The sequence below is a fragment of the Nonomuraea sp. NPDC050556 genome, assembly GCF_044457355.1.
Lineage (GTDB): Bacteria > Actinomycetota > Actinomycetes > Streptosporangiales > Streptosporangiaceae > Nonomuraea.
In genome coordinates this window covers 61685-87964 of record NZ_JBITGU010000003.1, presented here as the reverse complement: position 1 = coordinate 87964, position 26280 = coordinate 61685, and the positions used below count along the sequence as shown (strand labels likewise).

The window sequence follows — 26280 nt, the reverse complement described above, 5'->3', positions numbered from 1 at the left end:
AATGTCCTCTCTAGGGCCTGGTTGTCGAGCGAGGTCCTGTCTCCAGCGCCGCGTAGGCGTCGCGCACCCACTCGCCCAGCAGCGGCCTGGTCTGCGCCGGGTCGACGATGTCCTCCACGAGGAACGCCTCGGCGGTGCGGAAGGGTGATCTGACCGCTTCGAGGCGTTCGGCGATCTCCGCCTTGAGCCGCTCGGCGTCCTCACCGGCCTCGGCGAGCAGCCGTTTGAAGGCCACCTCCAGCCCGCCCTCGATCGGGAGCGAGCCCCAGTCGCCGGAGGGCCAGGCGATGCGCATGGTGTAGCGGTCGTGCGGCCGGTGCGCGGCGCCCGCGACGCCGAACACGCGGCGGATCAGCACCGACGCCCAGGGGACAGTCGACTGGTAGACGGCGGCCAGCGCCCTGGCGCCGTGCCTGATCGTCCCCGCTCGCTCCGCCGCGGTGCCGATGACGAAGCCCGGCTGGTCCACCAGGTGTACGACGGGCAGGTGGAAGGTCTCGGCGAGATCCACGAACCTGGCCAGCTTGTCGGCGCCCTGCGCGGTCATGCCGCCGCCGTAGAAGCGCGGATCGCTGGCGAGGACGGCGACGGGGTGGCCGTGCAGCCGGGCCAGCGCGGTGATCGTGGAGGGGGCGAACCTGCGCCCGAGCTCCAGGAAGTCGTCGAACACCGCCTCCATGATCTTCCTCATGTCGTACGGCTTGCGCCGGTCGCGCGGCACGATCTCCCGCAGCTCCTCGCCATCCGATTTTTCGGCATATTTCGTGATCGGCGGCGTGTGCCAGGCCGACTGCGGCAGGTACCCCAGGACCTGCTTCGTCAGCGCGAACGCCTCCTCCTCCAACTCCGCCACGAGATCCACCGCGCCCGCCGCCGACACCGCGCGCCACCCGCCCAGCTCCTCCTTGCCGACGCTCTCCCCCATACCCGCCTCCACCACGGCAGGACCGGCCACGAAGACCTGCGACAACCCCTTCACCATGATCGACACGTGCGACGTGACCAGCCGGGCAGCGCCGAGCCCCGCCACCGGCCCGAGCGCCAGCGCCACGACCGGGATGCGCCCCATGTTGGCCACCACCTGGTCCCAGCCCGGGTTGTAAGGCACGTAGGTGCGCCCGAAGTCCTCCAGCTGCTTGACGCTGCCGCCGCCCCCGGTGCCGTCGATCAGGCGGACCAGCGGCACCCGCATCTCCCCCGCCATCCGCTCGGCGAGCACCTGCTTCTCGTGGATCGCCGCATCGGCCGCGCCGCCGCGCACGGTGAAGTCGTCACCGGCGAGCACGACGCGCCTGCCGTCGATCGTCGCCCTGCCGATGATCACGTTGGCCGGGGTGAAGTCCTTCAGCTCGCCGGCCTCGCCGTACTCCGCCCTGCCGGTGAGCCCGCCCACCTCGCGCCAGCCGTCGGTGAGCGCCGCGATGCGCTCGCGGATCGTGAGCCGTCCTGTGGCGTGCTGCCTGGCCACGCGTTCCTCGCCGCCCATGCGTGCGGCGAGCTCCCTGCGGCGCTCCAGCTCGGTCAGCTCGGGCTCCCACACGGCGCATCCCTCATTCCATACCGGCTGGTCGGTAGGTTAGCCCGCCTTTCCGGCTTGCGCTAGCCAGATCGAGAAGTACGTACTAATCTCGTTTCTTACTATGAATGACGTACATATTTTTGACCGAGACCCGGACGGCTCCCTCTACGACCCGCGGGTACGCACCGCGATGACCCCCCTCGCGAACGGCGACCTGCTCGCCTTCGAGGCCGGCGCCGCCGTACGGACCGCTTATCACGCCGTCGAACGGCTGCGCTCGCAGGGCTCGGAGGGCAGAGGCCTGAGCGCGGGCGCCCTCGATCTGCTGATCAGGCTCAGTGGGGCGGAATCCGGCATCAGCATCGGCGACCTTGCCCGCGCTGCCGGGGTGACCTCGCGCAACGTCACCGGCCTGATGGACACCCTGGAAAACGACGGCCTGGCCCGCCGGGTCCCCGACCCGGTCGACCGCCGATCGGTCCTGGCCGAGATCACCCCCGCTGGGGAGGCCTGGATAGCGGCGTTCCGCCGACCTGCCCAGTTGGCGATGCGAGCGATGTTCCGCGGCTTCAGCCCCGAGGACCTGACGGTCTTCCGCGACCTGTGCCTGCGCCTGGCCGCGAACCAGCGCGAGATGCCCCGCCCATGACGACCACCCAGCAAGCAGTGCGCGCCTACCACGAGGCGCGCTTCCGTGGCGACGCGGTCGCGGCGGCGGAACACCTCGGCTCGTCGTTCTCCTTCCGGTCACCGTTCATCACCTCGGACGACAGGACCGGGCATCTGGCGACCTTGCCCGGCTTCGTGTCGATCGTGACGGGGGTGGACCTGATCAGCGAGCTGTACGGCGAGGCAGAGGCGACCCTGGTCTACGACGTACACACGGCGGTGGCGGGCACCCAGCGCACGGCAGAGCACTTCCGCCTGGAGAACGGCAAGATCGTCGCCATCCTTCTGATCTTCGACGCCACCCCCTGGCAGGCCCTCACGGCCCAGATCCATCCGTAGTCTGTGAGGCCTTTGGGAGTGGTTTGTGAGCGGTGGGCCGGAGGGTGGCGGTGTTCGCATCGCCCACCGCCCATCGCTCGGAGGAATGGATCATGGCCCAAGGTGTCTCTTCGCTGGTTCGGTTGCGCTTGCTGGGTGTGGCGGCGGGTGTGGTGCTCGCCGTCGGGGCCGGTGCTCCGGCTGGGGCGGCCACCGTGCCGGACTCGACGGCCAGCGAGATCCGGCGGCTCGCGCGGGAGGTGGTGGAGGCCGGGGCGCCCGGGGTGATCGTGCGCGTTGACGATGGCGACGGGCGGCCTGTCGAGGTGGCCGAGCAGGCGGCCTGGACCAGGAAGGATCATCTGCTCAAGGCGGGCGACGAGTTCCGCGTGGGATCCAACACCAAGGTCATGATCGCTACGGTCGCGTTGCAGCTCGTCGGTGAGGGCAAGCTGGCTCTCACCGACTCCGTGGAGAAGTGGCTGCCGGGGAAGGTGCCCAACGGCAGGGCGATCACGGTGCGGATGCTGCTCAACCACACCAGCGGCCTGTTCGACTACACCACCGACCCGGTGATCCGGCCGTCGATGCTGGGCAAGGGGCGGCGTCAGTGGACCTCGGCCCAGCTGCTCGCCATCGGCGTCAAGCACGATCCGCTGTTCGCGCCCGGGAAGAAATGGGCGTACAGCAACACCAACTACGTGGCGATCGGGGCCATTCTGGAGCGGGTCACCCGATCGAGCCTCGCCGACCTGGTGCGGGATCGGATCGCCCGGCCGCTCGGGCTCCAGCACACCTACTTCGCCACGGACGCCTCCTGGCACGGGTCCCATGCGCATGGTTACGAGCCGGATGCGGCTCACATGCCCCCAGCCGTGCCGGTCGGGTTCAGGAGCTTCGCCGGGAAGCAGCACGACGGGCATGTCGACGTGTCCGGCAACGACCCGGGGTGGGGCGGGGCCGCCGGAGCGGTGGTGTCCACGACGCGGGACTGGGCCCGGTTCTACGAGGCCTTGATGTCCGGAAAGCTGCTCCCCGCCGCCCAGCTGGCGCAGATGCGGACCACCGTGGAACCCGGCTACGGGCTGGGGATCCAGACCGGGGTGCATCCGTGCGGCACCTTCTGGGGCCACGACGGCGGAATGCCCGGCTACCTGTCCACCACGCTCACCGACAGCAGCGGCAGCCGTACGGCGACCGTCCTCATCGCGACGGAGTCCTGGGCCGAGTTCGAGGCCGACCCGAAGATCGCCAAGGCCGCCCAGGCGCTCCAGAAGGCGGCGACGTGCGCGATGTTCAAGTGATGACCTTGGACACCAGCTCCAGCGCCTCGGCCCTGGACAGCGCCGCGCCGGCCGCGTGAGCGGACGCGAATCCGGCGGCGCCCAAGGCGTCCACGGCCTGTCGGGTGATCGTCTCCATGTCGTCCCAGCCGCGCAGCGCGGTGGCGGCCCCGAGCAGCCGGGCCGCCCGTCGCGGCTGAGCCCGGCCCAGCTCGATCGCCGCCGCCGCGACCGCCAGCGCGGCCGCGACCGGGGTGTGCCAGGTCAGCGTCAGGCGCACCGCCGGGTGGTCGAGCCTGCGCACCGCCTCGTCCGGACGACCCTCCGCCGCATCCACCTGAGCGAGTACGGCCAGCAGCAGCGCGACCAGGTGCGGCGTCGACCGGTCCGGTGGCGTGTCGGCCAGTCCGGTCAGGGCGTGTGCGCGGGCCGCGTCCAGCCGTCCTGCCCGCCATTCCAGGCGGGCGAGGCCCAGGCGCACCTGGGCGCGGGACTCAGCGGAACCGGCCTGGTCGAGGAGGTGCGTCAGGTGCCGACGCCCGCCGTCCTCGTCCCCGCGCAGGGCTGCCGCCACCTCGTTCTCCATGGAGTGCTCCGGCATGCCGAGCTCGCGGAAATATCGGGTGGCCCGCTCGACAGGCGCGCCTTGCGGGTCGCCGGACCGCAGCAGCGCCGCGTTCAGGGTGCTCAGCGCCGTCGCCATGCCCCAGCGTTCGCCGAGTTCCTCGAAACCGGCCATCGCCCGCTTCAGCAGGGGCGCCGCCTCGGCAGCGCGGCCGTCGTTCATGGTCAGGACGCCCTCGACCAGCAGGGCCAATGACCGGCTCCAGGGGTCCGTCGGCCGCGCGGCCGGTGCGGCCCGATCGGGGCCCGAACTCACGGCGAGCGCCAGCCTGGCCATCTCCAGGACGGGGTGAACGCCGGGGGTAGCGCGGGACAACGCCTCCCTGATCCGGTCGAAGGCGGCGTCCGCCTCCTCCTGCCGGTTGACGACCTCCGTGGTGGCGAGCGCGTGCGCGGCGACCACCAGCGGGTCGTCCGCGCCTGGGACCTGGAGTATCCGGCCGAGCAGGTCCAGGGACTCCGGCGGGTGGTCGCGCATGAACCAGAACCAGCTGAGCGCGACGCCGAGCCGTACCGCCATCTCCGAGTCGCCGGACTCGGCCGCCCAGCGGATCGCGGCCGACAGGTTGTCCCGTTCCGCCGACAGGCGTACCAGCCAGGGCAGCTGGTCGGAGGTGCGGAGGTGGGGGTCGGCGGTCTCGGCCAGGTCGAGGTAGTAGGCGGCGTGGCTCCGCCGTACCGCCTCGACCTCGCCACGCTGGGCCAGCCTGGCCAGGCCGTACTCCCTGATGGTCTCCAGCACGCGGTAGCGCGGCTCGGCCGGGTCGGACGGCTCTGCCGGGTGCAGCAGGGACTTGTCGACCAGCTCCGCGAGGTCGCCCGGCCCGCCGATCGCCTCGGCCGCGTCCTCGGTGAAGGTGCCGGGGATCACGGACAGGCGCTCCAGGAGGTCGCGTTCCTCGGCGTTGAGGAGGTCCCAGCTCCAGGCGACCGCGGCGCTGAGGGTGCGGTGTCTTGGCAGTGCCGTACGGCTGCCGCCGGTGAGCAGGCGGAAACGGTCGTCCAGGCGTGCCGCGACGGCTTCGACCGGGAGGGTGCGCAGGCGGGCGGCGGCGAGCTCGATCGCCAGAGGCAGGCCGTCGAGACGGCGGCAGATCTCGACCACCGCGGTCAGCGCGCCGGCTTCGAGGCTGAAGTCCGGAGACACGGCGGCCGCCCGGTCATGGAACAGTCGGACGGCAGCCGTGGCGCGGGCTTCTTCAGCGGTCGAATCCGGGTCGGGCAGCTCCAGCGGGGGTACCGGGTGCAGGGCTTCGCCGTCTGTGCGCAGGGGTTCGCGACTGGTGGCCAGGATCCGCAGGCGGGGGCAGCGCGCCAGCAGGGTCGCCGCGAGGGCCGCGGCGGCGTCGATCACGTGCTCGCAGTTGTCCAGCACCAGGGTCAGGTCTGCGGCGGCGAGCACCTCGACCAGACGGTCGACGACGGATTTGTACGGCCCGCCCGTGTCCTGCGCCCGCAACACATCAAGCACCGCACGCGGGACATCGTCTGCACCCACCGGAGCAAGCGGGACGAACCACACCCCACCGGATGGCGTGAGCTGCCAGCCGATCGTGTTGGCCAGCCTGGTCTTGCCCGCGCCACCCGGACCGACCAGGGTGACCAGCCGATGCCTGTCGAACAGATCGACCACGCGGCGGACGTCGTCGTCACGGCCCACGAAACTGGTGAGCGGAACATCCAGATTGCCAGGCGATCGGCGGGGTTGAACGACCTCGCCCCGCAGGACCGCCAGGTGAGCCTCCTGAAGCTGAGACCCAGGATCGGCCCCGAAACTGTCGGCCAGAAGCACACGAATCCGCTGATAGACCTCAAGCGCCTCGCCTCCACGCCCAGCCAGCGCCAGAGCCCGGATCAGCTGAGCATGGACCCGCTCACGCAGGGGATGCGCAGCGGCCAGCCCCTCAAGCTCGGCAACCAGCTTGAGCGGGTCGACATGCAGCGCAAGATCAGCCTCAACCCGATCTTCGAGTACGGCCAGCCAGGCCCGCTCCAGCCGCTCCACCTCAGCTTCGGCGAACGGGGCGTAACGCACATCCACCAACGGCGGCCCCCGCCACAGGCTCAGCGCCTCCCGCAGGGTGGCAGCGACCTCCTCGGGTCGGGACCGCGCCCGCCCTTGACGAGCCAGCCGCTCGAACCTCACGACATCAACGGCACCGGGCTCGATGGCCAGCCGATAACCAGCGGGGCCAGAGGTGACCAGAGTCGGGTCACCCAGCGCCCGTCGCAGCCTGGACACCAGCGTCTGGAGCGCATGCAGAGGATCGGCCGGCGCATCCTCACCCCAGAGCCCCTCGACCAGAGTCGCGGCGCTTACGGCCCGCCCGGCCTCCAACGCCAGCCGGACCACCAGAGCCCGCAACCGCCCACCACCGACGTGGACGGAGCCGGTGGCGGTTTCGAGCAGCAGGGGACCGAGCACGCCGACGCGCAGTCGTGGACTGTCGCCGCCCGTCTCGACCCCTTTTGCCATGGCCAGAAGTCTTTCAGATACGGCTCTGCCCCTGACCGCTTGGTGAACCGCTGCGAGGCCTCCCTGAACGGCTGACCCGGATTGAGTTCACGACACACTGCGTCCATGCGTTTTCCCACGCCCGACGACCCCGAGCTCCGGACGAACCACGGCGATCCATCCTCATGCGATCCCTCGCTCACGACGCACATGAGATCACCGACCACGACCTCAGCATCCTGCTCACCGGCGAATGGCGCGCCCGGCTCACCGCGGCCTGGTTGATCGCCCTTGACCGGCGCACCCAGTTCCGCGACCAGCTCGGCCAGATGTTGAGCAAGGCCGTCGTCGAGAAGGCCGCGGCAGGCTACTCGGTCGCGCTGGCCCGCTTCGGCACGCCTGCAGACGCTGAACTCCTGGCCGATGCGCTCAGGCCCGATCTCCTCAATGAACAGAGCCTCGTTGTCGGCGCGCTCCTCCACCTTGACGCCGACCACGCTCAACTGCCGCTCACTCTGGACGCCTCCGGCCGAGCCCCGAGCCTGGGGGACCTGGAGCGATTCAAGGGCTATGTCGGTCAACTCTGCGCCTTCGCCGACGAGTGCATGAACGACTCGCCCGGATAGCAACGTCTGTCCCAAAGCGGCCAGAGGGTACGCCGAGGTGCTCCAGAAAGCCGGCCTTGGAGGCCTGGATGCCACCTGGTTGTGGCGCCGTGCCCGAGGAGCCGCCAGGCGATGCCTTCCCGGGAGAGGCCCAACACCTCGGGGGTCCGGGGGCCGGTAGGCCCTCGGCTGGGGGGCTTGGGGGGCTTGGCCCCCCCAATGAGGGGAGCCCGGAGCCCTCTCGCGCGAAGCGCGCCCATGAGCGGAGGCCAATGCCGTCCGGCGGCGAACTATGAAGCTCCCCCGAGGGTGTAGTCGAAAGTGTAGGAGTGGGAGCCGTCGGGGGCGATGTGGACCTGGAAGTCCCCGCGGAGGCCCGTCAGCTCGCCCGTCCCCGAGCCTGGCACCACCGTAATGCGCAACGTGTCCGTACCCAGGTCGCTCACCGCGTTGTGCTGCATCACGAAGGTGCCCGCGCGGCCCCCCAACGTCCCCTCCACCCGCTCCATCGCCACGTAGGACCGTGAGTCCTCATGCTCCGACCCGGTCACGATCATCGAGACCGTGGCCGTCCCCGCCAGGTCTCCCTCGAAGGTCTTGGACATGGTGACGTGGGCGAGGGACACCCCGTCGTGGTCGGAGTAGGCGGGCTGCGGGTTCCAGTTGGCCGTCTCGAACGTTCCCTTTGCGTGCATAACGTTCATGATGGCGGACATACCTGTCAGGGTGTGTCAGGTACCGGCCAGCTCCTTCACGACCGGCGCGAACTGCTCCATGAACTGGGCGTTTACTGAAATGTAGGAGATACCGAGCTTGTCGCGGCGGCGGCGCAGGGTGTCGATCATCTCCGACGTACCTCCGGTCAGGATGCCCGTCCCCCCAGCGGCGACCACGTCGTTCGGGTCGCTGCCCAGTTGCGCGGCCAGCCACGGAGGCAACGACCCGTCGCCCACTGCGGCCAGGTTCATGGTGATCTCCAGCTCCGAGAAACGGTCCCCGGCGAGCTCGTACAGCTCGTCCAGCTTCGCCCCCAGCTGGTCCTCCGTCGTCGTCACCGGCACCCCGAGCGCCACGATGTCCGCCCGCTCCGCCGCCAGCCGCAGCAGCTTGGTCCCCGAGGCCGCGATGAGGATCGGCACGTCCTTGACCAGGTCGAGCGTCTCAGCCACCCGCGCGATGCGCGAGCCGGGCGTACCGAACTCCAGCCCCAGCGCGGCCGAGTCCGCCTCGCTGCCCGGCCGCCCCGCGCCGATGCCCAGCTCGAACCGGCCCCCGGTGAGCGTGTGCAGCGTCGAGGTCTCCCAGGCGATGGCGGCCGGCGAGCGGTAGGGGGCGCTCGCCACGAAGGTGCCGACCCGCAGCGTCGTCGTCGCCTGGGCGGCGACGGCAGCGGCGGTGAACGGCGAGAAGGTCCTCAGCGTGTCCGGCACGAGCAGCGTGGAGTAGCCGAGCTGCTCGGCCCTGCGGGCGAGGCCGGTCCAGGCCTCGGCGGTGGGGGCGTATCCGGCGACGGCCCCGAAGCGGAAAGGTCTCATGCCCTTACGATCTCCCGCCCGTGAGAGCAGCGCATCGTCCCGGCGAACGTGCCCCGGCTACACCGCCCGGCGCAGCTGAGGCCGGAGCCCCTACTCCTGCGGCAGTATCGGGCGGAACACGCCCGCCGGGTCGTAGCGCCGGGCCAGCTCCCAGAAGCGCTCCAGCCCAGTCGGGTTAACGGTGTATACCTTGCCCCAGTGCGGCCGCGGATCGAAGGGGGCAAGTGCCCGTTCCACCTGCGCGATCACCGGCATGACCCGGGCGGCGTCCTTGATCCAGGTGAAGTGGAGGGCGAGGCTGTCGCGTCCGAAGGAGGGGCTGAGCCACAGGTCGTCTGCGGCGACCGTACGGATCTCCGACACGTGGAGCACCGGGGACACCACCTCACCCAGCGTCGCGATCGCCCGTATGGCGTCCGCCGCGCACGCCCTGGGGAGCAGGAACTCGGACTGCAGCTCGTCGCCCGCGCTGGGCGTCACGTCGGGGCGGAAGTGCGGCAGCCGTTCGAACCACGGCCCTGGCACCCCGCCCTGCACCGTGCAGGAGTCGCCGGGCATGCCGGGCACGGGGTGGCGCTGACCGTCCGCCGGACGCGTGCCGTACCAGCCAGATGGGGGTACGGCGTCGCCGGGCGCGAGCTTGAGCCACACCTGCCCGGCCCCGCGCCAGTCGGTGAACACCGAGACGCTGTAGGCGGCGTCGAGCACCTGGTCGAAGCAGGACGTCTCAAGGCCCTCCAGGACGTACTGCCGCACGGCAAAGCTCGGCACGACGTCCAGCGTCAGGCTCACCACGACCCCGAGCGCACCCAGGCCCACGACCGCGCCGTCGAAATCCGCCGAACCCCGGTCAAGCGTCACAAGATCTCCGGAAGCCGTCATGATCTCCAGCGACGACACCGCGGCGGCCAGGCTCTTGTTGGCCACGCCGGAGCCGTGCGTGCCCGTGGCGCAGGCGCCCGCCACCGAGATGTGCGGCAGCGAGGCCAGGTTGGCCAGCGCCAGCCCCCGCTCGTGCAGGTAGGGCCCGAGGTCGGTGTACCGCAGCCCGCCGCCGACCCGCACCCCCGAGCCGTCCAGCCCCAGCACGTGCGGCATGGCGTCGAGCCGGACCAGCGAGCCAGGACTGTCGGCGAGCCGGTTGAACGAGTGGCCCGTCCCCAGCACGCGCAGCCGCTCCGCCCCGGTCACCACCGTGCGCAGCTCGGACAGTGTGCGCGGATGGTGCACGCTTGACGCGTGGAAGGTAACGTTCCCGGCCCAGTTGGTCAGCACGTCTTCTCCGATCTGGTGGCTTCCGCCGAGACCGACCCCCGCCGTCGTGGGGCTGGTGCCGAGCGGCTCGCAGGCGCGCGAGGGCATGGCCACCGCCCATTCTGACCATGATGCGTACGTGATCGTCCAGGACGGCGCCGCGACCGGACTGTCCGAGATGCGCAAGGTCGTCATCGACCACCTCGACGACGAGACCGCCGCGATCGTCCGCCGCCAGGCCACGCGCACGCCAGAGGAGACGCGTCCCCTGGCGGCGCTCACGCCAGGGGAGGCGCGTGGCTGAAGCCCTGGACGACTACGTGGGCCTCGTCTGCCGGTCGATGAAGTCGCGCGGCGACGGCTCCCCCTGGACGCGTGCTCGCCGACGGCGGCAAACCTGCCCAGGCAAGGTCGAGCGGGCCGCCAGCGGCACGGCGACCCGCCCTGGAGCTGTGCCGCGGCTAGTCACGCAGGGCGGGCACGATCTCACCCGCCCACCTGCCGATCTCCAGGTCGTTGCCCGGGAAGTAGGTGAACCCCCCGGCCCCGAACTCCTTGATCGCGATCGTGAGCTCCTCGACCCACTGCTCCACCGAGCCGCCGATCCAGCGCCCCTGCTCGTCACGGGTCCGGTTCAGCGGCGCGTTCGTGATGCGCCCAGGCAGGTTGTAGATCGTCGCGACCTCACGAGGATCCCTGCCCGCCTCGGCCGCCGCCGCGTCGATGATCGGGCGCGACTCGTTGTAGCGCGGGCTGAGCCAGTCGGCCGCGTGGCCGGGGATCCACCCGTCGGCGAGCCGCCCGGTGACCGCGAGCGAGCTGGGCCCGACGGAGCCGGTCCAGACCGGCGGCGCCGCCACCCGCGAGGGAACCAGCCCGTCGAACCGGTAGAACTCCCCCTCGAAGCTGACCGGCCCGCCGCCGCCCGACAGGGCCCTGACCACCGTGATGGCCTCCCCCATCGCGCGTACGGCCTGCGCGGGCGTGAGCGGCGCGACGCCGAGCTTGGCGATGTCGGGCCACGAGCCACCGGCGCCCATTCCCAGCACGATCCGCCCGCCGGACAGCTCGGACAGCGAGGTGACCGTCCTGGCCAGCATCGGGGCGGGCCTGGTCGGCAGGTTGGTGACGTTCACCAGGCCAGAAACACGGGTCGTCGCGCCGAGCAGGAACCCGATCGTGGCGTAGGCGTCGGGCAGGTGCGCGAGGTAGGGATGGTCGGACACGCTGACGTGGTCGAGCCCCTCGCGATCGGCCAGCTTCGCCTGCTCCAGAGCCTTCCGCGCATCGAGTCCCAGGCCGAAGACGGTCATGAGGCCTCCTTCGTCGGCCTCATGACCAAGGCGCTGTGCCTATTGATGACCTCGACAAGCTCGGTCATGCCGTCACCAGCCCGAGGAGCTCCTCGTACATCTCGACGAAGAGGGTGCCCTTGATGTCCACGGTGGCCTCAACGCCCAGCACGCCCACCTCGGGCGCGTAGGAGACGCCCGCCTTGGGGCCGAGCGGCAGCACGATCGCGTCGGGCGACGGCGCGTAGGCGGCCAGGTCGGCGCGGCCCTCGATCATCGCGGTGATGTTGGCCGCCACCACCTCCGCCTGGAACTGCGCGTGCCTGGCCGTCTTCATCTCGGGAACGTCGTTCGCGTCGCCGATGGCGAACACCCGCTCCTCGCCCACCACGCGCAGCTCGGGCGTCACCTCCCTACCGGGCCGCTGCGCCGGCGCGAAGCAGGCGAACCGCAGGTCGAAATCGCCAGAAGGCGCCGCACCGAGCACGACCTCGATGCCCAGCTCGTCGAGCTGCCTGCGCACCTCGGCGCGGAACTCCTCGGGGAACCGTCCCGACAGCAGATCGGTCTGGGTATCGGTCACGGTGACCCGCTTGTCCGGCCAGGCCGCCTTGATCTCCCCGGCGAACTCCAGCCCGACCGGCCCCGCGCCCACCAGCAGGACGCTGGACGCCGCCGCCAGCTCCAGGTGCGCGTCCTGGAGTCGCATCCTGGCCCGCTCGCTGTCGATCTCCTCGATCTTGGCGGGAAACGCGTGGGTGGAACCCGTCGCGATCACGACATAGTCGGCTTCGAGGCGCTCCCCCGACTCCAGCACCACGGTCGTGCCCTCGATGCTCGCCGCGCGGCCCCTGACGACCCGGCCGCGTTCGAGCAGCCCGCCGTACGGGATGAAAAGCCGCTCGGCCCACGCGGGGTCGACCACCCCGCGCAGCGCGGCGACGTTGTGCACGAACGTGTCGCGCGGCTCGACGAGCACCACGTCGGCCACGCTGTCCAGGGCCTTCGCTACAGTGATTCCACCGTATCCACCACCGACGACAGCCACCATTGCAGTCACAGCACGCCTCCAACAGGCTTGGTACATATGATGAACTGTTTGTATCATGAACCAATGCCTCGCGCGCAACCCCCGGAGTCATGATTGACGGAGTCACCTGAGGATCAGGCGCTCGCCACGGCGCTGGTCAGCCTGTCCCACCACGTTCTTCAGCTCTTCGCGGACGTCGGGCGGGCAAGCAAGCTCTCCCAGCAGCAGGTGGAGCTGATCTGCGCCATCGTCGTGCGCGATCGGGTCGGCATGTCCGAGCTGGGCAGGATCATGCACCTGGAGAAGTCGAACCTGAGCAACCTCGTCGACCGCATGGAGCAGCGCGGCCTCGTCGTGCGCAGCCGCGACCCCGAGGACCGCAGGGTGACGTGGGTGAAGCTGACCGACGAGGGCATGGAGCAGGCGATCCGCAGCCACACCGAGGTGACCGCGCGGATGACCGGCCTGATCAACCAGCTGGACGTCAAGGACCGCACCCGACTGACGTCGGTGATCGAGCAGATGATGTCGGTGGCCTGACGGCCTAGGCCAGGCCGTCCCAGGTCCAGTGCGGTACGGCGAGGCCGTCCGCGACCTGGCTGCCACGCGGCGAGTAGGACATGACCTCGCCCACGGCCCACTCCATGTAGGCGCGCATGGCCGAGCGCAGCGCGGGGTCGGCCGGCAGGCCCGCGTCGTCGAAGGCGGCCACGAAGCAGGCGACGAACCGCTCCCCCAGATCATCCTCAGCGCCCTGACCGGCGTGCAGGACCAGCATGGACGTCTGGCTGCCGCATTCCGCCGAGTACACCGGCGGCCCGCCGAAGACCTCGGCCCAGTAGTGCGCCAGCCGTTCCACGTGTTGCGGGTGCCCAGGGTGCGAGAACGGGTGGTTCAGCACCGGGTCGCGCAGGCAGCGTTCGTGGTGCGCGACGGCGAGCGCCAGGAACATCGGCTCCCCGCCGGCCACCTCATAGATCGACGCCACATCCCCACTGTCTCAACTTTTCCCGGAAATTTCGAGACATCGGGTGAGCAGGGGGAATACCCCTGGGGTGAACGATCAATCACTGAGGGTGTGATGAGCATATGACGGAACAGCCGGAGGTGGAGAAGGCCGCGTCCCGTGTGGAGGAGGCGCTGCGCGAGGGCGAGGAACCGGATCCCGCCGACGAGACAGTGGTCGGCGACGCCACGACCGCCGCAGTCCCGCCCGGCCTGGCGTGGCTGCGCGGCCGAGGGAAGTAGCGCCAATCCCCCTGTGAGGCGACCGATCCGCCCAACGTTCGGAACGTTCACAGGGGGCGAACATCTCCCCTCACCCTCCTGTGAGCACTCATTGAGTGATAGCATTGAAAGCACTCAATGAGCACTTAGGAGGGCGCGTGGACGGGCAGGCCAACGGAATCAAGCGGCGCCGCTCGGAACTTCGCATGACGCAACAGGAAGCCGCCCGTAGAGCCGGGGTCTCGCTCGCCACCTGGCGGCGCTTTGAGAACGAGACCTCGTCCGCAGCCGATCTGGACGCCTTCCGCGGGGAAACCACCAAGGGATTCGCACGAACCTTGGGCGTGGCCGTCACGGAGCTTCGCCACCTGGTGGATTCGGATGCCCCTCACCCGTCGACGGATCCGCATGAGGCAGCCATCCGTCGCACAGTGGAGCAGTTCAACCAGCGGTTCAACGGCGACCCACTCACACCGCAGGACGCCATGGCTCTCGCGCAGACCGTGATGTTCTCGGACTTCGCGCCGACCACAGACGGAAAGTACTCCACAACAGGAGCGCTGTCAGTCGGGTTCTCCGATTACCTCAAGGGCGAGACCGTGATCGACGAGGTACCGCTTCTCTGCGACCTACCAGGGTGGGTGCTCATCCAGGTCAACGATCACTGGCTGTCACGCATGGGTGAGTGCATCATGCGCATCGGCGACGAGATCGCCGAGCGGGTTCGAGTACCAAGCCTGCGCTGCATAGCCGACGAGGTAGCGATGTCCATCGTCATCATGAATTCCGACCCACCCCGCCTGGGGGACTGCGATGAGATGTACCCCGGACTTCTGGGAAGCGCGGACATCTTCGGATACGACCCAGACTTGGATGATGCCGACGACGACGACGCAGAGTACCGCCGCGAATGGCTGAACCGGATCATGGGCGGAATGCTGCCTTCAGACTCCGCACATGGCCAGCGGGGCTTGAAACTGGCAATGCTCAACTTTTACGAGCAGGGCGTCTACGACCCCAACGACCCACTCCACCCCCTGCGGTGGTTCGATCGAGACGACCTACGCGGGCGCTTCGAACAGGAGATGGCTGCACTGGACCTGCCCGCCGCCGAACGCGAAGCCAGGTCCCGCGAGGCCCTGGAAAGGGTGAGCGCCACGCTCTTCCCCACGAACGAGGACGCTTGAAAGCGGCCCTCCTGGTCAACCCGGGAAAGCTCGAGCCCCGCCGGAGCGGTGGGTGACTGTTTACACGGGGGGCCGTCCCCCCGGAGCAGAAGCCCAGAACTTCCATTGCGCCGCCGCGGTGCCACAAGGTCAAATTTGTTTCCAAACCGCGGCGGTCGAATCTAGGCCTCCCGTCTCCGCCGAGCGAAACGCTCGGCGGGCCAGAAGGTGTCCGCCATCATCAGTTGATCAAAACGGACGCAGACGGCACCAGGTGCCTCGACAGACTCCCAGACTTCGGAAACGAGCCGCCCCCGCTCGTTCCAGCGCTGACTGAGCCAGTAGATCCTTTCACCCGCCACAAGTTCCTTGGCCGTAACGAGTTCACGGCGAGAAGTTACTTTGGCGCTTGGCCACCCAACGCGCGCTGAGAAGCCGTACTCCCCTCGATCCGCAGCCCCCCTTTCGGCAGGCTCGCGGTCGGGGAGTGGCCTACGCGCCCAACCAGTGGCCTCAAAGCAGGCAGTCAGCCACATGAGTTCTGCCTCGTCGAGGATGACGTCTGCGACCATCGGCACAGGCCCAATCACCCGCAAGTTCGTTACTCGCAGTGCCTCCGGCCAGATACAGCGCGGCTCCCAATCGAGGTCGCTGTGAAGCAATGTCGCAAATCCTTCGGCTTGGCGCTGCCAGAAGATCAGATCTTCGCCCCAGCGATTGACGAAGTGCACCACGAGGTCGGACGCCTCGAATTCGACACCCGCCATCTCGCCGAGCCGTATGCGCAACGCTTGGTTACCCTGATAGCGGTTCGCATACTGCCGAGCCTGCAGTACGAAGGCGGCAAGGGAAGCGTCATCGAGCTGGTTCGTTGAGTTAACCGTTATGGTGGTCAGCGCCTCACGGTCGCGGCGAGCCTCGAGCAACTGTTTCGTGGCATTGGCCCAATACAGGACGTCGCTTTCTGGGTCATGAACAACGCAGAACACGGGTACGTTGCCGTCAGCCCAGGTACTGGCATGATGGCCGACCGGAACGCCATACCCACCCGCCCTCCGCCAGGAGTTCCCACCCTTAACCTGGACCTTGATCATGTCGCCCGTGACCTGATGGTCCTCAGTGAAGGTGACGTGCAGGTCCTCACCGAAATCATTCTGTCCGTCAATCTCCTGAACGATGTGGTCGTGTTGCTCCAACAGGGCGCGAAGGGCATTGACCGCAGCACGTTCTGGCCTACGACTCTTGGGAACCCTGGGCAATTTTTCTCCCCTTGCGTCAATCGCGAAATGGAGAATCTGCTTGCGTGGTGGCAATCTAACCCGCACCGCGGGGTGACCCGCCGGGGCATCCGAAGTCCCCCGCCATCTCCTGAACCAGGCATAGCTAGCGACGACCCCACAACACCCCTTGCCGCACGTGCAACGCAGGAACGGCGGTGCCCCGAAGGACACCGCCGTCAATCAAACCTCCGCGCTACTCGCCACCTTCAAGGAAGGGTGTTCGAGTGACACGTCTTGGTGGAGCTAAGGAGATTCGAACTCCTGACCCCCTCCATGCCATGGAGGTGCGCTACCAGCTGCGCTATAGCCCCTTGCAAGTGCCTGATTAGTGTACCGGAATCCCGGAGCAGACGGCGAACCGACGCTGTGATACCTCTTGTGCCTATGTCGACCGAGACCTTCGAGGCCCACCGCTCCCTCCTCATCGGCGTCGCCTACCGCATCCTCGGTAGCGCGGCCGACGCGGAGGACATCGTCCAGGAGGCGTGGCTGCGCTGGTCCGGGGTCGATGCGGACACCGTTGAAGATCCCAAGGCATACCTGATCAGGATCACCTCCCGCCTGGCCATCGACCGGCTGCGCTCGGCCCAGGTGCGGCGCGAGGCCTACGTCGGCCCCTGGCTGCCCGAGCCCATCGCCACCTCCCCCGACGTGGCCGAGCACGCGGAGCTGGCCGAGTCCGTCGAGCTGGCGCTGCTGGTCGTGCTGGAGTCGCTGTCGCCGCTGGAGCGGGCGGTGTTCGTGCTGCGGGAGGCGTTCGACCTGCCGTTCTCCGAGATCGCCGAGGTCATCGGGCGGGCGGAACCGGCCACGAGGCAGCTCGCCAAGCGGGCGCGCGACCACGTGCAGGACAAGCGGCCGAGGTTCGACGTGGACCTCGGCCAACGCAGGGAGATCACCGAGCGGTTCATCAACGCCTCGATGAACGGTGACCTGGACGGGTTGCTCGAGCTGCTGTCGAGCGACGTCACCCTGGTCGGCGACGGTGGCGGCAAGGCGCGGGCGCCGCTGCGGGTCCTGGTCGGCGACGACAAGGTGAGCCGGTTCATCACCTCGATCGCGACGGAGTCGGCCATCGGGAAGTTCATGGGGTCCATCGGCGTGGAGGACTACTCCGACATGTCGTACAGCATCGCCGAGGTCAACGGGGCGCCCGCCATGCTCCTCACGGCGGGCGGGAAGGTGATCACGGTGCTGTCGCTGCTGATCGTGGACGGGAAGATCGACACCATCTACCTCATCGCCAACCCCGACAAGATCACCCACATGGAGCTTCCCGCCGCGTGAGAGCGGGAGGGCGCGCGACGTCCCGGCGTCACGGCGGGGTGCCGCGCGCCCGAGGAGCGTCACCCTGGACAGACGACCACCCTGTACGGCGGGCGGACGTCCCCTGGCTCCGCCGTACCCCCAAAGCCCTTAAGCCCCTAAAGGCTCCTTGAAGGGTCAGCGCGCTACGGGGATGTGTGCTTCGACGGCCAGGGCGCGCAGGTCGATGCCGGTCGCGTGGAGCAGCCCCGCCGCGCCGTTCGAGAAGTCCGCCAGCAACCCCCACAGCAACCGCTCCCCCGTCACCGCCCCCGGCTTCCACAGCGCCACCTCCACCACCTTCCGGCAGTGCATCGACAGCGGAATGCTCCCCAACGGCCCATGCAGCGTCACCCGCAGCAAAACCCTACGCAACCGCCACAACGACGGATCATCGGCGTCAACCCGCGCCCGCCGCCGTATCTCATCCACGTCGATCCCCAGCGAAGCCAGCAGATCCCGTCCCGAGTCCACCGGCACGCGCCCGCGCACGTCGTCCGCCGTGGCAGTGAACGACTCCAGGTCGAACGGCCGCACCTCGGCCAGCCCCAGCACCAGCAGATCCGTGTCCAGCACCGGCCGCCCCGCCTCGATCGCCAGCGTCCCCGCCCGGACGAACGCCCGCCTGGCCGCCTCGGTGAATCTGGTGAACATGCCCCTACCTCCCGATCCGTCGCGCGTGCTTGCGATGCGCCGACTGCCGCTTGACCCCCAGCGCAGAGGCGATCTGCTCCCACGACCATCCAGCCGCCCGAGCGTTCGTGACGTGCGTGGCCTCGAGCTCCTCCAGCAGCGCCCTGAGCGCGGCCACCGCGGCGAGCCCCTTGCCCGGGTCCTGCTCGCTCGCGGACCTGGCCAGCTCCGTGACTTCCATGCTGTCAGCATGTGCTGACAGACCCGCATCTGTCAACACATGCTGACGGCTAGAGCCGGTCGGCGATGCGCTCCAGCACGGGCAGCGCGGCGTCCAGCAGGTCCCGCTCCTCCGGGGAAAGCGTCTCCAGCACCGACGCCAGCCGTTCCATCACCACCTGCTCCCGGCTCCCGAGCTGCGCCCGCCCGGCCGCGCTGATCCCCGTGATCACCCTGCGCCCGTCCGAAGGATCGACCGACCGCTCCACCAGCCCGCGCCTGTGCAGCGCGCCCAGCACGGTCCCGACCGCCTGAGCGCTCACCCGCTCCAGCTCAGCCAGTTGCACAGAACTGAGCGCCCCCTCGCGATCCAGCCGCGCCAGCACCGCGATCTCGGTGAACGAGACGCTCTCGTCGGCGTTGTAGAGCTGGCGCATCCGGCGGGCTATCCTGCCGACGGCGATTCGAAGATCGTTAACGAGCATAAAGCCAAGTCTAGCTTTGGTATCTTGTGGGGCATGTGCTACGACGACGACTCCGCCCCTCCCGTCTACGGCCCGCCCCTCACCTCAGCCACCGGCGACCAGCTCACGCTGACCTCGGCCGACGGCGCCCGCTTCGCCGCCTTCCACGCCGTCCCCGCCCAGCCGTCCGGCCCGGGGGTGGTGATCCTGCCCGACATGCGCGGCCTGCACCCCTTCTACAAGAACCTGGCGGTACGGCTGGCCGAGCAGGGCCACGAGGCCATCGCGTTCGACTACTTCGGGCGCACGGCCGCCGACGACGAGCGCGGCGCCGACTTCAATTTCATGGAGCACATTCGCAAGCTCTCCCGCGAGGGCATCCAGGCCGACATGCTCGCGGCGAAGGAGCGGCTCGGTGCTTCTGAGGCCGTCGCCCTCGGGTTCTGCATGGGCGGTCGCAACGCCTTCCACGCCGCCGAGCCCAGGTTCGGCTTCCACGGCGTGATCGGCTTCTACGGGGTTCCCGGCATCGCAGGGCCCTACGGCCCCGGCCCGACGCAACACGCGGCCGAGCTGGCCGGGCCGATCCTCGGGCTGTTCGGCGGCGCGGACAAGGGCATCCCGCAGAGCGCGGTGGCCGAGTTCGACGAGGCGCTGAACGACGCCGGGGTCGAGCACGAGCTGATCGTCTACCCGGGCGCCCCGCACAGCTTCTTCGACGCCAAGCAGGACGAGCACGCGCAGGCCTCGGCCGACGCGTGGCAGCGGGTGCTGGCGTTCCTCAGGCGCTGACGGCGGTGCGCATGGTCAGCGCCGCCTCGTCCAGCGCGAGCTCGACGGTGACCGTGCCGAGCCTTGAGGTCCGTTCGAGATGCGTGCCGCCGCACGGGATCGACACCTCCCCTTCGGGGAGCGCGCAGTGCCAGGTACGGCGAGCCGTCAGCCCCGCGTCAGGCACGTCGATCCATACGGGGGCGTCCGCCGCCACCCACGTCTTCAGCCGGTCGTTGACCCGGCGCGTCACGTCGTCGAGGTCGAGGTCCTCGGCGGTGAAGCCCTTCCTGCGCAGCGACTTGCCGAGCCGGTAGACGTCGGTGCTGGCGTTGGGGGTGATGCGCGACTCGGTGATCGCGTTCTGGTCGAAGTCGGGGTGGCCGAGGGCGTCCGGCGCGACCTCCTTGCGCCAGCGGTCGGCGAGGGCGGCGTTGAGCGCCAGGGCGGCCAGGTGGCAGGCGGTGTGCCCGGCCGACAGCGCGTTCCGGTAGCCGGTGTCCACGCGCAGCTCGACCTCGGCGCCGACCGGGAGCGTCTCGTCGGTGACGTGCACGACGAGCCACTGCCAGCCTTCGCTGCCCCGCCGTACCGGAATGTCCTGCCCGATCAGGACCTGGCCGCCGTCTTCCTGGGCGCCGGTCACGCAGTCGGCCACCGTCAGGCCGCCCAGCGTGCCGCGGTCGGCGGGCTGGTCCGGCCAGGTGTGGTCGAGCGGATGGAAGGGCGTCTCAACGACGACGAGGCCGTACCGCTCCCCCAGCGGCACGGCCTCGACGATCTGCGAACGGCCGCTGACCTGGCCGTCCGGGAAGGTGACTGCGGTGGAATTCACACCTTGATTGTCGCAGCCTGGTCTTCCAGGAACCGGTTGCGCCCCGCGTACCAACCGGTGACGAGCTGTACGGCGAGCACACCGAAGATCAGCAGATACGGCAGCGACCAGCCGCCGGTGGCCTCGTAGAGGGTGCCGACGAGGATCGGGCCGACGCCCGCGATGAGGTATCCGGCGCTCTGCCCGAACGCCGACAGCGCCGCCGTCGCCTCAGCGGTGCGCGTGCGCAACGCCAGCATGGTGAGAGCCAGCGGGAAAGAACCCATGCCGACGCCCACGAACATCACCCAGACCCACGCGGTCGAGGCGGGCGCGAACCACAGTCCTGCGAAACCCACCGCGTAGAAGGCGACGAGCCCGGCGACGACGGGGCGCTGGTCCTTGAACTTCGAGGCCAGCAGCGGCACCAGCATCGAGACCGGGATGCTCAGCGCGGTGAACACTCCGAGCACCAGGCCCGCCTGGCTGGTGGTGTAGCCGCCGTCGGTCAGGATCTTGGCGAGCCAGCCGAACATGATGTAGGCGATCATCGACTGGGTGCCGAAGTAGACGGCGATCGACCAGGCGAGCTTGGAGCGGACCAGCTTGATCGGCCCCATGTCGGACTTACCGGTGTCCTGATGCCCCCTGGTCGTCCGCGGGCCGCGTGAGAGCACGAGCCACGGAAGCGTGGCGACGGCGGCGAAGGCGGCCCACACGCCGAGCGCGACGTGCCAGTCTCCACCGGCCGCGCGCTCGATCGGGACCGTCGCGGCGGCGGCGAGCATCGTGCCGACGGCCAGGGCGGTGGTGTACACGGTGGTCATGAACCCGGCGCGGCCGGGGAAGTGGCGCTTGATCAGCGTCGGGATGAGCACGTTGCCGACCGCTCCGCCGGACAGCGCCAGCGCGCTGGTCAGCAGGAACACCGGCGCGGAGTCCACGCTCGCCCTGGTCAGCAGGCCGACGCCCAGGGTGACGAGGGCGAGGAGCAGCAGGCGGTGCTCGCCGACCCTGCGCGACAGGGCCGGGGTGATGGCCCCGACCGTGGCGAACGCGAGCACGGGTAGCGTGGTGAGCAGGCCGGTGCCGATGCTCGTCATGCCCAGGCCCGCCGACAGCTGGTCGAGCAGGGGGCCGACGCTGGTGACCGCGGTGCGCAGGTTGAGCGCCGCGAGGACGATTCCCAGAACGAGCAGCCAGGCCAGGGATCCGGTGGTCTTGGCTCTGGACTCTTGGGTGAGCACGCTCATGCTGGGTCAAGTCCTCCACTCATGGAATCATGGGATGAATACGCCCATCGTAACAGGACTGAAACAGGCGTTTATTCCTGACCCCTAGGAAGAACGGCGGCGCAGCAGCCAGTAGAGCCCCACGAACGGCAGCACGAGGGGGATGAACAGATAGCCCTTTCCGTAGGCCGACCAGACCGTGGCCTGCGGGAACGCCGCCGGGTCGATGAGGCTGGCCGTACCGATGACCAGCACCCCGGCCAGCTCGATCCCCAGCGCCACGAGCGCCACCCTGCGGGCGCCGCGCGCCAGGGCGACGGTGAGCAGGATGTAGACGGCGGCGGCGAAGGCCGACAGGGCGTAGGCGATGGGGGCTTCGTTGAACTTCGTCGCGATCTGTACGGCTGCGCGGGCGCCGGCGGCGAGCGCGAAGAGCCCGTAGACGGCGACGAGCGCCCGTCCGGGGCCGGTGCCGATGGGGGCGCTCATCCGCCCTGCCAGATCTGCAGCAGCCTGCCCGTCATGACCGCGACCGCGAACCCGGCCACGACGAGGATCGCCGAGCCCCACCTGCTGCGTTCTGCCATGGCCAGGAAGACGCCCGCAGGGGGGATGATCGCCATTCCGGCCAGGTAACCGTACAGAATCGCCTTGTCCTGCGGCCCTTCGCCGTCGATCGCGGCGGCGATGGTGACGCCTGCCTGGACGAGCAGGACGACCTCGAGTACGGCGAAGCCGACGAGAAGGACCATGCCCATCGGCCTGTTGCGTATCGCGACGATCAGGCTCACCAGGGCCAGCAGGAGCGCACCGACGATCACACCCGTCGCGAGGGTCTGTGACATGGCCAGAAGGCTACCCCCACCCCCCACCGCCCCTCTCACCGGGAAATCCCACCCCTGATGCCGCTACCGCCCACGGCCCTTCCACCCCCGGGACACCACGCCCCGCCACCAACGGCGAGAAGGGCCACCCCCAAGAGCCAGCGACATCGGCTGTCCGGACACCGACATAGCATGGGCCGCGTGGAACGGATTCTGGTCAGCGCATGCCTGATGGGCCGAAAGGTCCGCTACGACGGCGCGGCCAAGACCAGCAACGACGCCATCCTCGCCACCTGGCGATCCGAGGGCCGACTGGTCCCGTTCTGCCCAGAAGTAGAGGGCGGTCTCCCCATCCCCCGCCCAGCCGCCGAGATCGAGGGCGGCGTAGGGGGCGCAGCGGTGCTGGCAGGAACAGCCCGCGTCCTGACCACCGACGGCACGGACGTCACAGGCGCGTTCCTGGCAGGCGCCCAGGCCGCACTGGCCGTGGCACAGTCCTTCCGCGTACGGCTCGCCGTACTCAAGGAGGGCAGCCCATCATGCGGCGCCCTCAGCATCTACGACGGAACGTTTCGCGGCAGAAGAACCCCCGGCCAGGGCGTCACCACCGCACTGCTGGAACTCCACGGCATCAAGGTCTTCACCGAATCCCACCTCCCCGACGCCGCCACCTACCTTCAAACCCTCACCCAGTAGCACCTCGCAGAGGCCACCCCTCAAAGGCCTCCCAGCCCTGGGGCCCGCTCCCCACCAGACACACCCACACACGGGACGCCCACCCCGCACGGGACGCCCGGCCCCGCACAGGACGCCCGCCCCGCAGGGGACGCCCGGCCCCGCACAGGACGCCCGCCCCGCAGGGGACGCCCGCCTTCCAGGGGCCGCCCCCCTCCAGAGGCCCACCCGCCCTCCAAGGGCCGCCCACCCACGAGAGATGCACACCTTCCGGGAATCGCCGACCCCACAGGAGACGCCCCCGGGAGACCCGGCCTCGCTGAGGAACACCCAAAGACGCGCCCCCACAGGGGACGCCCGAAGGTCCTGGCCCCCGTGCGGCCCGGCCCCACCCCGCGACCCAACCCCGCGGCCCCACCGCAGGCGCGACACCCAAGCGCGCTCCCACGGGACGTGCGTGACACCCCCAGCGGGTGGGAGGCCCATCGCGACAGCAACCGATCGCCAAGGTGCGCCTATCGGTCAGTCCTGGAGATGTAGAAAGACCCACCCAGCCCCAAAGCCAGCAACGCCGCCATGACGCGGTGATACCAGGTGTTCAAAGCTGTGTCCTCACTCGGCCCCAAAGCCAGCGCCAACACCCCCACCAGCACACCCACCAACGCCCCCGCATGCGCATAGATGAGCGCGTTCCACCCCCACACCCGCCCCCGGAGCGAGCCGTACCCCGCCACCAGCAACCCCGCCGCGCAGGCAGACTCCACCACCGTCGCAGGCACGATCACCGGCTCCCCCAGCAACCCCCATGCGTGCGACACCGCACCCGTCAGGAAGGTCAGCGCGAACACCACGGCCATCGCCCCGAGGAGCTTCCTGAGTGCGTCGTTCATGCATCAACGGTCGCACCGGATGACTTCCAGCAAATCATCCTCAGGAAGACGCTCGCACTACACCGTCCGGAGTAGTCAGCATGCGCCTCACCAGCCGGATCACCTCGTTGATCGTCACCTTGGCGTCCTCCTCCGACTCGCAGACGGCCACCTCCCTGCCCGCCTCCCCCATCACGGTGGTCAGCAGCACGACGAGCACATGACTCTCCCGGCTCCCGTCGAGCCCGAGCAGCTTGGTGTTGCCGCCGATCCAGTCCCACCCGCGCTGGCGGCGCAACGTGGTGAACTCCGCCGGCCCGTCGTTCTCCAGAAACAACCGAGCCACGTCCCGCTGCTCCCACGACCCCTCAAGGTAGGCGCGGGCCCCCGCGAGGAACCGCTCCACGGTCCCCTCCGCCGCCTTGGCCGCACGGTGGGTGCGCTCCTCCTGGCTGCGCATGAACCGCTCCCACAGCGACAGGAACAACCCAGGCTTGCCCCCGAAGTGGTGATAAAGGCTCCCCACACTGATCCCGGACACCTCGACGATGTCCGCGACGGTCGCCTCGCCGTACCCCTTGGCCAGGAAGACGTCGCGAGCGGCGGCCAGCAGGGCCTCGCGCGTGCCGCTCGACCGCCCCCACTGCTTGGCCATCGGTGCTCCCCAGGTGTCCGCGATTGCTGATCCCACACTCCCGCACCACGCCCCCACTTGACCAGCTTCTCCCAGTACGGCCCGCCCACCCATATCGGGAGCCACCACCCCGACCCCAAACACCTCCCCAAACAACCACAGAGCAGGCCCCGCCGAGACAGGCACGCGCAGCCCCAGGCGCCCAAGCACGCAAGACACCGGACCAAGACATCAGACCAAGACACCGGACCCACAAACACCGGACCCGCAAGACACCAGGCCCGCAAAGAAGACCAAGCGCAAAACGCCAGCCCCCAAGACACCTGGCCCCAAGACACCTGGCCCCAAGACGCGGGGCCCCAAGACGCGGGGCCCTAAGACGCGGGGCCCTAAGACGCCCGAGCTCGCAAACGCGCCAAGCCACGAGGTGACCCGCCTACATGTGCGGCCCCAGCTGGTCGCACGACGCCGAGGCCCGCGACACACCGGGACCATGCGACCCGCCCCCACGGGGATGCCAGACCCCAAAACGCCCGCAACGCGAGCCCCAAGCCCACGAGAGGGCGCGCTCGCGACACACCGGGACCAAGGGACCCGCCCCCACGGGGATGCCAGACCCCAAAACGCCCGCAACGCGAGCCCCAAGCCCACGAGACGGCACGCCCCGAGACCCAGACCCGCGACACACCGACCCGCGACACACCGGGACACCGGGACACCGGGACACCGGGACCACGAGACACCGGGACCACGAGACCCGCCCCGCAGGGGCGTCAGACCCCAAGATGCCCGCTTTGCGAGACCCGAGCCCGCGAAGTGGCGGGCTCGCGAGACACCGCCTCGCGACACCCAGCCACACGAGACGACGCCCAGCCGCGCGAGACGACAGCCAGCCACACGAGGCGGCGGGACTGCGAGATCGGATCTAGCGGCTGCTCGACCAGATCTCGCGCCTAATGAGTGCGGGCCGCAAAGAGCGAAGGCCCCAGCGGATCGTGAGGAGGTGGGGTGTGGTGGACGCGTTGCGGGTGGCGGTGATCATCGGGAGTACCCGCCAAGGCAGGGTGTGCCCCGACGTCGGCGCCTGGTTCGCCGGCCTCGCCGCCAACCGCCCCGACATCACCGTAGAAACCGTTGACCTGGCGGAATTCATTCTCTCCGACGACTTCACGCAAGCCCCCACCCACGACACCCGCCGCTTCCTCAAGGCAATCAATCACGCGGAGGCATTCGTCGTCGTCACCCCCGAGTACAACCGCAGCTTCCCCGCCCCACTCAAACGCGCCATCGACCACGCCTACGACGAGTGGCACGCCAAACCGGTCGCCTTCGTCTCCTACGGCACCAGGTCCGACGGCCTCTACGCCACCGAGCACCTCCGCCAGATCTTCACCGAGCTCCACGCCGTCACGGTGCGCAACAGGCTCGCCCTCGACCTGCTCCGCGACCTGGACCAGGACGGCCTGCCGTACGACACCGACGACCGCCGCCAAGCCCTCAGCAGCATGCTCGACCAGCTCGTCTGGTGGGGCCTGGCGCTCCGCGAAGCCCGCAGGCAACGCCCGTACGTCTCATAGAGAAGG

General features: G+C 69.4%; 30 protein-coding genes, 1 tRNA gene and 1 pseudogene. 12 read left to right on the top strand and 20 right to left on the bottom strand.

What is annotated here, in order from left to right:
* Positions 1-10: 10 nt before the first annotated feature.
* Entirely contained in the window at positions 11-1540 is a 1530-nt protein-coding gene (locus tag ACIBG8_RS29630) for an acyl-CoA carboxylase subunit beta (protein ID WP_397346290.1), read from the bottom strand.
* Between the two features lie 100 nt (positions 1541-1640).
* Here ACIBG8_RS29630 and ACIBG8_RS29625 point away from each other — a divergent pair, with 100 nt between their 5' ends.
* The 3 genes from ACIBG8_RS29625 to ACIBG8_RS29615 all read left to right on the top strand — a co-directional run bounded on the left by ACIBG8_RS29625 (position 1641) and on the right by ACIBG8_RS29615 (position 3810).
* A complete protein-coding gene (locus tag ACIBG8_RS29625) occupies positions 1641-2168 on the top strand; it encodes a MarR family winged helix-turn-helix transcriptional regulator (protein ID WP_397346289.1) in 528 nt (175 codons plus the stop codon).
* Positions 2165-2527, top strand: coding sequence for a hypothetical protein (locus ACIBG8_RS29620; protein WP_397346288.1), 363 nt, complete (start codon positions 2165-2167; stop codon positions 2525-2527). Before ACIBG8_RS29625 ends, ACIBG8_RS29620 begins: the two co-directional genes overlap by 4 nt.
* A 122-nt stretch (positions 2528-2649) precedes the next feature.
* Positions 2650-3810 (top strand): serine hydrolase domain-containing protein, encoded by a 1161-nt coding sequence (locus ACIBG8_RS29615; RefSeq protein ID WP_397346287.1) that lies wholly within the window; start codon positions 2650-2652, stop codon positions 3808-3810.
* Here ACIBG8_RS29615 and ACIBG8_RS29610 read toward each other — a convergent pair.
* A complete protein-coding gene (locus tag ACIBG8_RS29610; RefSeq protein WP_397347842.1) occupies positions 3803-6046 on the bottom strand; it encodes an ATP-binding protein in 2244 nt (747 codons plus the stop codon). The two genes, ACIBG8_RS29615 and ACIBG8_RS29610, sit on opposite strands and share 8 nt — an antisense overlap.
* Positions 6047-6196: 150 nt before the next feature.
* A pseudogene (locus tag ACIBG8_RS29605) lies at positions 6197-6889 on the bottom strand (BTAD domain-containing putative transcriptional regulator); the annotation flags it as partial.
* Positions 6890-6939: 50 nt separating this feature from the next.
* Here ACIBG8_RS29605 and ACIBG8_RS29600 point away from each other — a divergent pair.
* Positions 6940-7494, top strand: coding sequence for a DUF6000 family protein (locus ACIBG8_RS29600; protein ID WP_397347797.1), 555 nt, complete (start codon positions 6940-6942; stop codon positions 7492-7494).
* Between the two features lie 269 nt (positions 7495-7763).
* On the opposite strand, the gene ACIBG8_RS29595 is transcribed toward ACIBG8_RS29600, so the two are convergent.
* The 3 genes from ACIBG8_RS29595 to ACIBG8_RS29585 all read right to left on the bottom strand — a co-directional run bounded on the left by ACIBG8_RS29595 (position 7764) and on the right by ACIBG8_RS29585 (position 10370).
* Complete coding sequence (locus tag ACIBG8_RS29595; RefSeq protein ID WP_397346286.1) at positions 7764-8168, bottom strand: DUF3224 domain-containing protein; 405 nt, start codon at positions 8166-8168, stop codon at positions 7764-7766.
* Between the two features lie 36 nt (positions 8169-8204).
* Positions 8205-9008 carry an LLM class flavin-dependent oxidoreductase gene (locus ACIBG8_RS29590; RefSeq protein ID WP_397346285.1) on the bottom strand — a complete coding sequence of 268 codons (804 nt, stop codon included), beginning with the start codon at positions 9006-9008 and terminating at the stop codon, positions 8205-8207.
* Between the two features lie 90 nt (positions 9009-9098).
* Positions 9099-10370 carry an FAD-binding protein gene (locus ACIBG8_RS29585; RefSeq protein ID WP_397347796.1) on the bottom strand — a complete coding sequence of 424 codons (1272 nt, stop codon included), beginning with the start codon at positions 10368-10370 and terminating at the stop codon, positions 9099-9101.
* A 31-nt stretch (positions 10371-10401) separates the two neighbouring features.
* Here ACIBG8_RS29585 and ACIBG8_RS29580 point away from each other — a divergent pair, with 31 nt between their 5' ends.
* On the top strand, positions 10402-10566 hold the full coding sequence (locus ACIBG8_RS29580) for a hypothetical protein (protein ID WP_397346284.1): 165 nt from the start codon (positions 10402-10404) through the stop codon (positions 10564-10566).
* A gap of 157 nt (positions 10567-10723) precedes the next feature.
* Here ACIBG8_RS29580 and ACIBG8_RS29575 read toward each other — a convergent pair whose 3' ends face one another.
* Together ACIBG8_RS29575 and ACIBG8_RS29570 are read right to left on the bottom strand one after the other, a co-directional pair.
* Positions 10724-11575, bottom strand: a complete 852-nt coding sequence (locus ACIBG8_RS29575) for an LLM class flavin-dependent oxidoreductase (protein WP_397346283.1) — start codon at positions 11573-11575, stop codon at positions 10724-10726.
* Positions 11576-11639: 64 nt separating this feature from the next.
* The gene (locus ACIBG8_RS29570) at positions 11640-12605 is read right to left on the bottom strand and encodes an FAD-dependent oxidoreductase (protein ID WP_397347795.1); all 966 of its coding nucleotides are present in this window, start codon (positions 12603-12605) and stop codon (positions 11640-11642) included.
* A gap of 93 nt (positions 12606-12698) precedes the next feature.
* On the opposite strand from ACIBG8_RS29570, the gene ACIBG8_RS29565 reads away from it, so the two are divergent.
* A complete protein-coding gene (locus tag ACIBG8_RS29565) occupies positions 12699-13124 on the top strand; it encodes a MarR family winged helix-turn-helix transcriptional regulator (protein ID WP_397346282.1) in 426 nt (141 codons plus the stop codon).
* A 4-nt stretch (positions 13125-13128) separates the two neighbouring features.
* Here the strand turns inward: ACIBG8_RS29565 and ACIBG8_RS29560 are convergent, their stop codons facing one another.
* Positions 13129-13572, bottom strand: coding sequence for a group II truncated hemoglobin (locus ACIBG8_RS29560; RefSeq protein ID WP_397346281.1), 444 nt, complete (start codon positions 13570-13572; stop codon positions 13129-13131).
* A 101-nt stretch (positions 13573-13673) separates the two neighbouring features.
* On the opposite strand from ACIBG8_RS29560, the gene ACIBG8_RS29555 reads away from it, so the two are divergent.
* Together ACIBG8_RS29555 and ACIBG8_RS29550 are read left to right on the top strand one after the other, a co-directional pair.
* Positions 13674-13832: a hypothetical protein gene (locus tag ACIBG8_RS29555; RefSeq protein WP_397346280.1), complete on the top strand. Its 159-nt coding sequence runs from the start codon at positions 13674-13676 to the stop codon at positions 13830-13832.
* Positions 13833-13969: 137 nt separating this feature from the next.
* Positions 13970-14998, top strand: a complete 1029-nt coding sequence (locus ACIBG8_RS29550) for a helix-turn-helix domain-containing protein (RefSeq protein WP_397346279.1) — start codon at positions 13970-13972, stop codon at positions 14996-14998.
* Between the two features lie 161 nt (positions 14999-15159).
* Here ACIBG8_RS29550 and ACIBG8_RS29545 read toward each other — a convergent pair whose 3' ends face one another.
* A complete protein-coding gene (locus ACIBG8_RS29545) occupies positions 15160-16290 on the bottom strand; it encodes a DUF4365 domain-containing protein (protein WP_397346278.1) in 1131 nt (376 codons plus the stop codon).
* Between the two features lie 202 nt (positions 16291-16492).
* Positions 16493-16568, bottom strand: a tRNA-Ala gene (locus ACIBG8_RS29540).
* A 73-nt stretch (positions 16569-16641) separates the two neighbouring features.
* Between ACIBG8_RS29540 and sigJ the strand changes: the two genes are divergently transcribed.
* Positions 16642-17544, top strand: coding sequence for an RNA polymerase sigma factor SigJ (gene sigJ, locus ACIBG8_RS29535; protein ID WP_397346277.1), 903 nt, complete (start codon positions 16642-16644; stop codon positions 17542-17544).
* 156 nt (positions 17545-17700) lie between these two features.
* Here the strand turns inward: sigJ and ACIBG8_RS29530 are convergent, their stop codons facing one another.
* Genes ACIBG8_RS29530 through ACIBG8_RS29520 form a run of 3 tightly spaced genes read right to left on the bottom strand, consistent with a single transcriptional unit; the run spans position 17701 to position 18899 of the window.
* Complete coding sequence (locus ACIBG8_RS29530; protein ID WP_397346276.1) at positions 17701-18216, bottom strand: Clp protease N-terminal domain-containing protein; 516 nt, start codon at positions 18214-18216, stop codon at positions 17701-17703.
* Positions 18217-18220: 4 nt separating this feature from the next.
* On the bottom strand, positions 18221-18436 hold the full coding sequence (locus ACIBG8_RS29525) for a helix-turn-helix domain-containing protein (protein ID WP_397346275.1): 216 nt from the start codon (positions 18434-18436) through the stop codon (positions 18221-18223).
* A gap of 49 nt (positions 18437-18485) precedes the next feature.
* On the bottom strand, positions 18486-18899 hold the full coding sequence (locus tag ACIBG8_RS29520; RefSeq protein ID WP_397346274.1) for a MarR family winged helix-turn-helix transcriptional regulator: 414 nt from the start codon (positions 18897-18899) through the stop codon (positions 18486-18488).
* A gap of 33 nt (positions 18900-18932) precedes the next feature.
* Here ACIBG8_RS29520 and ACIBG8_RS29515 point away from each other — a divergent pair, with 33 nt between their 5' ends.
* Positions 18933-19670, top strand: a complete 738-nt coding sequence (locus ACIBG8_RS29515) for a dienelactone hydrolase family protein (RefSeq protein ID WP_397346273.1) — start codon at positions 18933-18935, stop codon at positions 19668-19670.
* Here the strand turns inward: ACIBG8_RS29515 and ACIBG8_RS29510 are convergent.
* The 4 genes from ACIBG8_RS29510 to ACIBG8_RS29495 form a co-directional block, all read right to left on the bottom strand.
* Positions 19660-20484 carry a metal-dependent hydrolase gene (locus tag ACIBG8_RS29510; RefSeq protein WP_397346272.1) on the bottom strand — a complete coding sequence of 275 codons (825 nt, stop codon included), beginning with the start codon at positions 20482-20484 and terminating at the stop codon, positions 19660-19662. The two genes, ACIBG8_RS29515 and ACIBG8_RS29510, sit on opposite strands and share 11 nt — an antisense overlap.
* A complete protein-coding gene (locus ACIBG8_RS29505; protein WP_397346271.1) occupies positions 20481-21716 on the bottom strand; it encodes a CynX/NimT family MFS transporter in 1236 nt (411 codons plus the stop codon). The genes ACIBG8_RS29510 and ACIBG8_RS29505 overlap by 4 nt, the downstream gene beginning before the upstream one ends.
* Positions 21717-21800: 84 nt before the next feature.
* Positions 21801-22184, bottom strand: a complete 384-nt coding sequence (locus tag ACIBG8_RS29500; RefSeq protein WP_397346270.1) for a hypothetical protein — start codon at positions 22182-22184, stop codon at positions 21801-21803.
* Positions 22181-22540 (bottom strand): hypothetical protein, encoded by a 360-nt coding sequence (locus ACIBG8_RS29495; protein WP_397346269.1) that lies wholly within the window; start codon positions 22538-22540, stop codon positions 22181-22183. Before ACIBG8_RS29495 ends, ACIBG8_RS29500 begins: the two co-directional genes overlap by 4 nt.
* A 180-nt stretch (positions 22541-22720) precedes the next feature.
* Here ACIBG8_RS29495 and ACIBG8_RS29490 point away from each other — a divergent pair, with 180 nt between their 5' ends.
* Positions 22721-23215: a DUF523 domain-containing protein gene (locus tag ACIBG8_RS29490; protein WP_397346268.1), complete on the top strand. Its 495-nt coding sequence runs from the start codon at positions 22721-22723 to the stop codon at positions 23213-23215.
* 494 nt (positions 23216-23709) lie between these two features.
* Here ACIBG8_RS29490 and ACIBG8_RS29485 read toward each other — a convergent pair whose 3' ends face one another.
* Both ACIBG8_RS29485 and ACIBG8_RS29480 read right to left on the bottom strand, forming a co-directional pair.
* Entirely contained in the window at positions 23710-24084 is a 375-nt protein-coding gene (locus tag ACIBG8_RS29485) for a hypothetical protein (RefSeq protein WP_397346267.1), read from the bottom strand.
* A gap of 40 nt (positions 24085-24124) precedes the next feature.
* Positions 24125-24718, bottom strand: a complete 594-nt coding sequence (locus ACIBG8_RS29480) for a TetR/AcrR family transcriptional regulator (protein ID WP_397346266.1) — start codon at positions 24716-24718, stop codon at positions 24125-24127.
* 989 nt (positions 24719-25707) lie between these two features.
* Here ACIBG8_RS29480 and ACIBG8_RS29475 point away from each other — a divergent pair.
* On the top strand, positions 25708-26274 hold the full coding sequence (locus ACIBG8_RS29475) for an NADPH-dependent FMN reductase (RefSeq protein ID WP_397346265.1): 567 nt from the start codon (positions 25708-25710) through the stop codon (positions 26272-26274).
* Positions 26275-26280: the final 6 nt, after the last annotated feature.

Excerpts from the sequence above, each read along its gene's own strand:
- ACIBG8_RS29625 (WP_397346289.1), top strand. The coding sequence starts at position 1,641 with ATGAATGACGTACATATTTTTGACCGAGACCCGGACGGCTCCCTCTAC.
- ACIBG8_RS29620 (WP_397346288.1), top strand. The coding sequence starts at position 2,165 with ATGACGACCACCCAGCAAGCAGTGCGCGCCTACCACGAGGCGCGCTTC.
- ACIBG8_RS29595 (WP_397346286.1), bottom strand. The coding sequence starts at position 8,168 with ATGCACGCAAAGGGAACGTTCGAGACGGCCAACTGGAACCCGCAGCCC.
- ACIBG8_RS29590 (WP_397346285.1), bottom strand. The coding sequence starts at position 9,008 with ATGAGACCTTTCCGCTTCGGGGCCGTCGCCGGATACGCCCCCACCGCC.
- ACIBG8_RS29585 (WP_397347796.1), bottom strand. The coding sequence starts at position 10,370 with ATGCCCTCGCGCGCCTGCGAGCCGCTCGGCACCAGCCCCACGACGGCG.
- ACIBG8_RS29575 (WP_397346283.1), bottom strand. The coding sequence starts at position 11,575 with ATGACCGTCTTCGGCCTGGGACTCGATGCGCGGAAGGCTCTGGAGCAG.
- ACIBG8_RS29570 (WP_397347795.1), bottom strand. The coding sequence starts at position 12,605 with ATGGTGGCTGTCGTCGGTGGTGGATACGGTGGAATCACTGTAGCGAAG.
- ACIBG8_RS29555 (WP_397346280.1), top strand. The coding sequence starts at position 13,674 with ATGACGGAACAGCCGGAGGTGGAGAAGGCCGCGTCCCGTGTGGAGGAG.
- sigJ (WP_397346277.1), top strand. The coding sequence starts at position 16,642 with ATGTCGACCGAGACCTTCGAGGCCCACCGCTCCCTCCTCATCGGCGTC.
- ACIBG8_RS29530 (WP_397346276.1), bottom strand. The coding sequence starts at position 18,216 with ATGTTCACCAGATTCACCGAGGCGGCCAGGCGGGCGTTCGTCCGGGCG.
- ACIBG8_RS29525 (WP_397346275.1), bottom strand. The coding sequence starts at position 18,436 with ATGGAAGTCACGGAGCTGGCCAGGTCCGCGAGCGAGCAGGACCCGGGC.
- ACIBG8_RS29520 (WP_397346274.1), bottom strand. The coding sequence starts at position 18,899 with ATGCTCGTTAACGATCTTCGAATCGCCGTCGGCAGGATAGCCCGCCGG.
- ACIBG8_RS29515 (WP_397346273.1), top strand. The coding sequence starts at position 18,933 with ATGTGCTACGACGACGACTCCGCCCCTCCCGTCTACGGCCCGCCCCTC.
- ACIBG8_RS29505 (WP_397346271.1), bottom strand. The coding sequence starts at position 21,716 with ATGAGCGTGCTCACCCAAGAGTCCAGAGCCAAGACCACCGGATCCCTG.
- ACIBG8_RS29500 (WP_397346270.1), bottom strand. The coding sequence starts at position 22,184 with ATGAGCGCCCCCATCGGCACCGGCCCCGGACGGGCGCTCGTCGCCGTC.
- ACIBG8_RS29495 (WP_397346269.1), bottom strand. The coding sequence starts at position 22,540 with ATGTCACAGACCCTCGCGACGGGTGTGATCGTCGGTGCGCTCCTGCTG.
- ACIBG8_RS29485 (WP_397346267.1), bottom strand. The coding sequence starts at position 24,084 with ATGAACGACGCACTCAGGAAGCTCCTCGGGGCGATGGCCGTGGTGTTC.
- ACIBG8_RS29480 (WP_397346266.1), bottom strand. The coding sequence starts at position 24,718 with ATGGCCAAGCAGTGGGGGCGGTCGAGCGGCACGCGCGAGGCCCTGCTG.